The sequence below is a fragment of the Pseudoalteromonas sp. AWM4_233 genome (assembly GCF_056158285.1).
In genome coordinates, this window is the sequence record NZ_JBSWSZ010000105.1 from 1 (window position 1) to 6,845 (window position 6,845).

5 protein-coding genes and 4 pseudogenes are annotated in these 6,845 nt (G+C 42.5%); 4 read left to right on the forward strand and 5 right to left on the reverse strand.

The features are described from left to right. Positions 1–59: 59 nt before the first annotated feature. The 4 genes and pseudogenes from ACXAC4_RS21385 to ACXAC4_RS21400 form a co-directional block, all read left to right on the forward strand. Positions 60–856: pseudogene (locus ACXAC4_RS21385) on the forward strand (alkaline phosphatase PhoX); the annotation flags it as partial. Between the two features lie 410 nt (positions 857–1,266). Continuing rightward, on the forward strand, positions 1,267–1,437 hold the full coding sequence (locus ACXAC4_RS21390) for a hypothetical protein (RefSeq protein WP_475165216.1): 171 nt from the start codon (positions 1,267–1,269) through the stop codon (positions 1,435–1,437). Further along, positions 1,412–1,825 carry a hypothetical protein gene (locus ACXAC4_RS21395; protein WP_475165217.1) on the forward strand — a complete coding sequence of 138 codons (414 nt, stop codon included), beginning with the start codon at positions 1,412–1,414 and terminating at the stop codon, positions 1,823–1,825. The genes ACXAC4_RS21390 and ACXAC4_RS21395 overlap by 26 nt, the downstream gene beginning before the upstream one ends. Before the next feature lie 114 nt (positions 1,826–1,939). Next, the gene (locus ACXAC4_RS21400; RefSeq protein ID WP_475165218.1) at positions 1,940–2,083 is read left to right on the forward strand and encodes a hypothetical protein; all 144 of its coding nucleotides are present in this window, start codon (positions 1,940–1,942) and stop codon (positions 2,081–2,083) included. Here ACXAC4_RS21400 and ACXAC4_RS21405 read toward each other — a convergent pair. From ACXAC4_RS21405 to ACXAC4_RS21425, 5 genes and pseudogenes are all read right to left on the reverse strand, one after another. Continuing rightward, positions 2,080–2,556: a hypothetical protein gene (locus ACXAC4_RS21405; protein ID WP_475165221.1), complete on the reverse strand. Its 477-nt coding sequence runs from the start codon at positions 2,554–2,556 to the stop codon at positions 2,080–2,082. The genes ACXAC4_RS21400 and ACXAC4_RS21405 overlap by 4 nt on opposite strands. After that, complete coding sequence (locus tag ACXAC4_RS21410; protein WP_475165222.1) at positions 2,546–2,776, reverse strand: hypothetical protein; 231 nt, start codon at positions 2,774–2,776, stop codon at positions 2,546–2,548. The genes ACXAC4_RS21405 and ACXAC4_RS21410 overlap by 11 nt, the downstream gene beginning before the upstream one ends. Before the next feature lie 43 nt (positions 2,777–2,819). Next, positions 2,820–3,743, reverse strand: a pseudogene (locus ACXAC4_RS21415) (alpha/beta fold hydrolase). 158 nt (positions 3,744–3,901) lie between these two features. Next, positions 3,902–6,272 (reverse strand): annotated as a pseudogene (locus ACXAC4_RS21420) (TonB-dependent receptor domain-containing protein). Between the two features lie 20 nt (positions 6,273–6,292). Next, a pseudogene (locus ACXAC4_RS21425) lies at positions 6,293–6,800 on the reverse strand (NAD-glutamate dehydrogenase); the annotation flags it as partial. Positions 6,801–6,845 lie beyond the last annotated feature (45 nt).

Below are 6,845 nucleotides of genomic sequence, written 5' to 3' on the forward strand. Positions count from 1 at the left end.
ATCAAGGTTTTGGTAAAGGTTAACCTGGTAATCGGTAGATGTACATAACTCCAGCACCTTTTGAAGTACCCGCAAATAGCAAAGGCTTAATTAAACCTGAGCCATTAAAAGCCATGGGTCGATTTAACCACGAAGCGGCTGCTGTTGATCCGCGTACGGGCATTGTTTATTTAACTGAAGATAAAGGTGATAGCGTCTTTTATCGTTTTATTCCAAATGAATATGGCAAGCTGCATAAAGGCGGGCAATTACAAGCGATGGTGGTAAAAGGTAAGCCACAATTCGATAGCCGTAACTGGAATAATAAAGCCATGGGGCTACATCAAGAGCTTGAGGTTGAGTGGGTCAATCTAGATAACCCTGAAAGCCCGAAAGACGACCTACGCCTACGCGGCTACAAACAAGGTGCAGCATTGTTTGCTGCGGTGAAGGTATTCACTGGGGTGATAAAGAGCTTTATTTTTGCTGTACCAATGGTGGTGGAAAACAACTTGGTCAGGTTATGAAATATCAGCCATCAGAATTTGAGGGCACAGATAAAGAAGCACAGCAACCTGGTAGATTCTGGTTGTTTGTAGAAAGTGCTAGCAAAACTCTCTACAACTTTGGCGATAACCTAACCGTGTCACCTAATGGTCACTTAATTGTTTGTGAAGACCAATACACCGATGTGGTTGATAATCATCTTCGTGGTGTGACACCCCAAGGCCAAGTTTATAATTTTGCCCGCTTAGTGGCGCAAACCGAGCTGGCTGGTGCCTGTTTTTCACCCGATGGTAGCACTTTGTTTGTGAACGTTTACTCACCTTCAAAAACACTTGCTATAACAGGCCCATGGCATCAATTTAGTGTTTAATTAAAGTCTATTTTAAATAGCCACTGCGAGGTGGCTTTTTTTGTATCACGAAATTTTTGTTCCTCTTTTTATAATCAGCTGTTCTAGTTAGAATCACTTTGTTTCACAGGAAAATAATAATAAAACGAAAACGGAGTTGATATGTCTGTTACTGAGCAGTAGTCGAGAGCAAGTTGGAGCAAAACTGAGTTAAGCAAAGTCCACTTGCAGCCGCAATCGGCGTAGCGTGCTGGAGTATCCCAATCATTATTTTATGGATCACAGTATTTTCAATTAAAAGTGCTATTGGGCCAGTAATGTTAGTGATTAGCGGCGTACTCGTTGGCCTAGCCGTTGGTATTCATGGGCGTGGCTATGATCTGTATCTTTTCAGTTATTTCACTTATTGCATACCTATCTTGTAATCGCTGTTGCGCTCAGTTCAAGAGGTTTTGATCAGCGGTACATCGTCTTTATCAATTTATGCTTTGTTATTTGCACTTGGCTCTTGGTCAGCAGCATTTATTGCACGTAAAAGCATTCCATTTATTGACCATAAGTTATTTGCTGAGGTGTATGAATCGGGGGAGCTGGCAGGGTAATAAAAAAATTAAAAATCATTGGTTGGTAGTATTACCGAGTACCCTAATTGCTACATCATGTTTGAGTTTTGCAGGCGCCGTTGGTGCATTTGCTGACCAGCAGTATTTGTTTGTTGAAAAACAGGTGGAGCAAGAGCAACATCAAGCAGCTAAGTTTAGAGCAAAACATATTCCAACAGATGATGAGTTTCTTGCAACCTTGTCTGACAAAAAAGCATTTAGCTATGCTTTTGCCTACTATTCGGGTCGTCACTTTGATGAGCGAGGCGTTTATCAGGGGAACTTTGCACAAGATACATTTAAATCAGAAACTATTTTACGTTATCTCGTTGAACATAAAAATGAACCTAGAGCGCAATTTATTCTGGGAAGAAATGCTTGCTTTTGAGCGTGGTGAAGCACTCATGGCAAGCTGCAAGGCAGAGCGGCTGATCAGTTCGCTCGGCTATATGACATTTATCAATTCGGTTGCCATATAGATGCAAAGCAAGGACGTACGCTATTGCAAAGCTTTAAAAAACTCGTAACAGAGCAGTCGGTGATCATCGATATTCAGCAAATGCAGAGTAATGATTTTCGTGATTATTGCGACATTCTAGATGACACCGAATTTGATTACCGTTATATCCGTGACGGCAAAAGCTAATCCCCAAGGTCACTAATTATTAGTAACGGAAAGTTCTTTGCTGAGCGGGGCTGCCAATCTGCGAACGCAATATTACTCACATTCAGTGTATTGAGTGCTTTTTTTGAGTAGCTCCAGCCTCTGGCTTTTTGTGCCACAGCTGCACGTTTTAGCTCTTTAGATAAACCAATCGTTAGCAAGTCATGATTAACTCCGCGTTTTGCATAAAAGGCTTTTTCACGAGCCATGGCTTTTGCGATTATTTCATCGTATTGAGTGCGCAAAGCCTGCCACTTGGTTGTTTTTTCTGGCTCTTTTAAATGGCTTACCATGGCATCAATATCGCTATCTCGCCAGCGAGCTGAAGCGGCATCGCCGTGCCAACCGACAATGGCGTTCTTAGCTATGGTGGTAGGGTTTCCTGCAAGTAATACGTAATTAGCACACGACGAAAAGCAAAATTGTTTTACATGAACTTTTAAATTATGCGCCAAAATCAATTCCGGCGAGATCCATACCTAAATCAATGTTTCCGCCACCACTGGTGATTTGTATGCTGTTTATGTTTTGCTGCTCAGCCAAAAGCTGTGCAACATGTTGATTGTTTTTGGCATTAATTTCGCCTTGATAAATAATGCGCTGCTCGCTCAGTGACACACCGGCAAAACTTAACCAAGGGATGATTAAAAATAGACTAAAAAATACACGTAACATAAAACGCTAACCTTATAAATTGTATGATAATTCTATCATGCTTTTAGGGTTTTTTAGCGGCTTTTTTGGCGCTGACTTTAGCGGCATGTTTAGCTATCCACTTAGTCATTTTTTTCATTAAAGCGGGTGGAGAAATCATGGCCCATTCCGGGCACGACTCTTAACTTACTGCGCTTTATTAACAGGGCGGTGTTGATACCCGCAGACAGCGGCATAACAGGATCAGCACTGCCGTGAATTACTAACGTGGGCGCTTCAATCTTTTTTAGTAATTGCTCGCGATAAGGCGTTGCGGCAATGGCTGCAAGCTGACGTTTAAAGCCTGTTTGATTTGTGTGGGCCCGCTCAATATAGCGTTCAGCGTTGGCGTATAAAGCGTGTTCATCTTGTGGGTAGGCTGGGCTGCCAATGAGTTGGTTGAGCCTAACATTGTAGTCAATAGCGGCTTCTTTATTACTGCTTCGGGGGCGTATTTTGTGCCAGCTTTACCAAAAGGTTAATGTTTGATCCCGAAAACGATAACGGCGAGCTACTCGACATAATGGAAGTTAAGCTCAGTACACGTTTTTTATACTTTGCCGCGGCAATTTGCGCAATCATGCCACCCATCGACGCCCCCACTAAGTGCGCTTTTTTGATAGCCAGTGCATCCATTAATTCTTTTACATCGCGAGCCATGTCATCGAGCGAATAGGGCAGCTTTGCGCGAATGGGTAATCGGCGGCTAAGCCAATGCTTTACTAGACTCGGCTTGCCTAACTCATCTAACGATGAGGATAGCCCTGCATCACGATTATCAAAACGAATAACCCGAAAGCCTTTTTCGACCAAGCCAAAATATAGCGACTCTGGCTAAAACGGTAAATTGAGCACCTAAGCCAATAATTAAGATGATCACCGGCGCATTTTTATCGCCTTCATCTTGATAACTAATACAGATACCGCTGGCTGTAAGGATATGTTCCATAGACTGACAAATAAGCTTACGCAGGTACCATCAGCTTAATGTGTGAAGTTGGCAATTTAGTGACAGTAAAAAGAATACTGATAATAGGAGCAGTAATAGGGATGACAAGAAAAATAGACAGCATATGACTACATGCTGTCTATTTTCAGGGAGTTTACTTAGAAGTAAGCGGTAACGCCAATCCAGAAGTTACGGCCTTTATCTTTAACGTTGTAGTCGTCTGTGAATGTAACTTCGCGAACGACACCGCGACCTGTTAGGTATTCGTACTCACCATCGCCATTTAGGTCGGTATAGCTAGTACTATATGAGGTGAAATCTTCGTCTAATAGGTTGTTTACACGGGCATTGATTTGCACGTACTCATTTACATAAAACTGCGCACCTAAGTTAAGTAGGTTGTAGTTTTTGTAATACAGCGCTTTATCGTGCACGTTATCCCAACCGCGGTAACGGTCTGAACGATATACACCTTGTAGGTATAAGTTCATAAAGTCTGTCGCTTCCCAGTTTAGGGTAAGGTTTGCCATGTGTTCAGCTGAGTTAGTTAATGGTTGACCTTGTTCAGGACCGCTCTTTTGTTCGCTATCAGTCCACGTGTAGTTACCGTTAATAGACACTGTTTTAGTGATTGTGTATTGACCAGCAATTTCAACACCTTGAAGGTCTACTTCGTCGATATTGATCTTTTGGCTGTAGCTATCGTAGCCAAGCTGATCATATTGACCTAGGTTCACACATGGACGTACGTCGTTAGTTTGTTCACAGCTTAAAATTGTATCGCCGCTGGCAATTTTGTCTTCAAACTTGGTGTTGTAGTAAGTCACGTTAATGTTGTGATCGCCATCAAGTGAAGTCCAGTAAAGTGCAACTTCTGAGTTAACACTGGTTTCTGGTTCTAATTCAGGGTTACCTGCAAATGGGCTTGTGCCTTGGCCACCAAATCCGGTGATCCCGTCATAAAGGTCAGTTGTTTTTGGTGTTTTGTAACCTGTACTTACACCACCTTTTAAGGTCCAAGTGTCAGATAAGTTATATACACCGTAAACACGAGGTGATACTTGGCTACCAAATACATCGTGGTCATCGTAACGAGCACCTAGTGTAAAGGTGAAGTTATCAGTTGCCATCCAGTTATCTTCGGCAAAGATTGAGTACATGTTTTGCTCTTGTACTTTGCCAGCTTGATCACTTTCAAGACCAAATACACCGTCTTTTAATTCACCGTCGATAAGCTGGCCACCAATTGCTAGGTTATGGCTCCCAAAGCGCCCCTCGATTGGAATATCAAAACGTAAGTCATAGGTATATTGGCTGCTTTCAAGTGGGCGAGCAGGGCGTGGTAAGAATGTTTCTTCAGCTAAGTCTTTACGTGCTTGCTCGTCCATTCCTTCGTATTCGCCAATACCATCGTACATAGCTTGCAGCTCTAATCGCTCGCTTACACTCAGTGGTAAAGTACGGCCATTGTTTTGCGTATCAACATAAGACACAGAGGCTTTTACCGTTGCCCAGTTAAGATTGCCATCATAACTGAGTGACCACCATTCACGGTCAAACTCTTGGTCTGCCGCGTAACCTGCGCGCGGGTTTACTGGCCGCGGCGGATTCTTGCCAAATTGATTCAATGTTATCTTTAGTACCAAGTGGGTAAGTAATGGTGCCTGATTCAATGTCGTAGCTAGGTGTGTTGTCGTACACTTGGCTTGAATTGTCATAATCAAAACGTAAATGATGAGATTCAAACGGGGTATAAGTTAACGTAAAACCATACTGCTCATTTGTGTTATCAACGGTACGACCGCCACTGCCAAAGCCTAATGAACGAGTATGTACAACACCGTTAGGATCGGTCGCAGGTTCAAATGTTGGCGATGATGCTTGTTGTTCGTAAACACTGCCGCGACACCTAAACTTAATACGTCTTTAATTAGCGGGCCCATCACACTAAAGTCAGTGGTAATGTCATCACCAAAATCATCGTTTTGCTGTAGTGAACGGCTAAAAGATACTGCACCACTCCAGCTGTCAGTGTGCTTTTTAGTGATGATATTGATTACACCACCCAGCGCATCTGCACCATAAAGTGTTGATGCAGGACCGCGAATTACTTCAACTCGCTCAATCGCATCAACCGGTGGTACGTGGTTAAACGCGTTGCCACCAAAATTGTTTGGGTAAATGTCGCCATGGTTATTTTGGCGTTTACCATCAATTAGTAACAGGGTGTATTCACCTGTTAAACCACGCATACTCACACTGCCTTGGCCCGTTTTATCACGAGTTGTGCCAATGTCGATACCTTCTAAATACTGCACAGCATCAAGTACTGAGGTGAAGGCATGAGACTTAATATCTTCATTGGTGATAATTGAAATACTTGCAGGTGCTTCTGGTAACTTTTTGCTCAAAACCTGTTGCAGTGATTACTAAGCGTTCCATATCTTGTTTTGGCTTAGCGTCATCAGCAAAGGCTGAAAAATGTGTTGCTATGGCAAGTGCCAGTAAGCTTGGTTTTATTGATTTCATTGTAGGGTTCCATATTGATCTTGACCATCGCTGGTTTTCACTGCATAAGGTGTTTCACCAATAACACGTAAACCAAAGTTTTCAAGCATCGGCATTACATCTGACAAGTGGATAGGCTCATCTTTGTGAAATAAGCTTAAACGAACAATGTTAGAGTTTGCTTCTTCTTGAGGACGATAGAATAGCATTTCGAGCTTGTTCTCTTCATCTAGCGTTTCAAGCTTTTCGATATCGACAACCGCAGCTGAAGGTAAAACTTGATCTCTTATATGCCGATGGGAACGCATTGCTATATTTACGGTTTAGCTCATTACCACGAGACTCGCCATTGCTTTCTAAAAGCGCTGCTTGAAGCTTATCTTCCCAAGTGCGGGCCGCTTCAACTAAATTATTTTCGATATCTTTCACGTTATATTCAATATTGTTGTCAGCTACACGCACAATATAATGTGTACGCGCTAACGTAGATTCTGAGAAGAAAGTGGTAAATTCAACTTTATCCGTTGAATTAAATGAACGGGCAAGGAGTTGCTAGGTGCTGTGTAAGAGGTGAATCTAACCGTCGTTAACCTT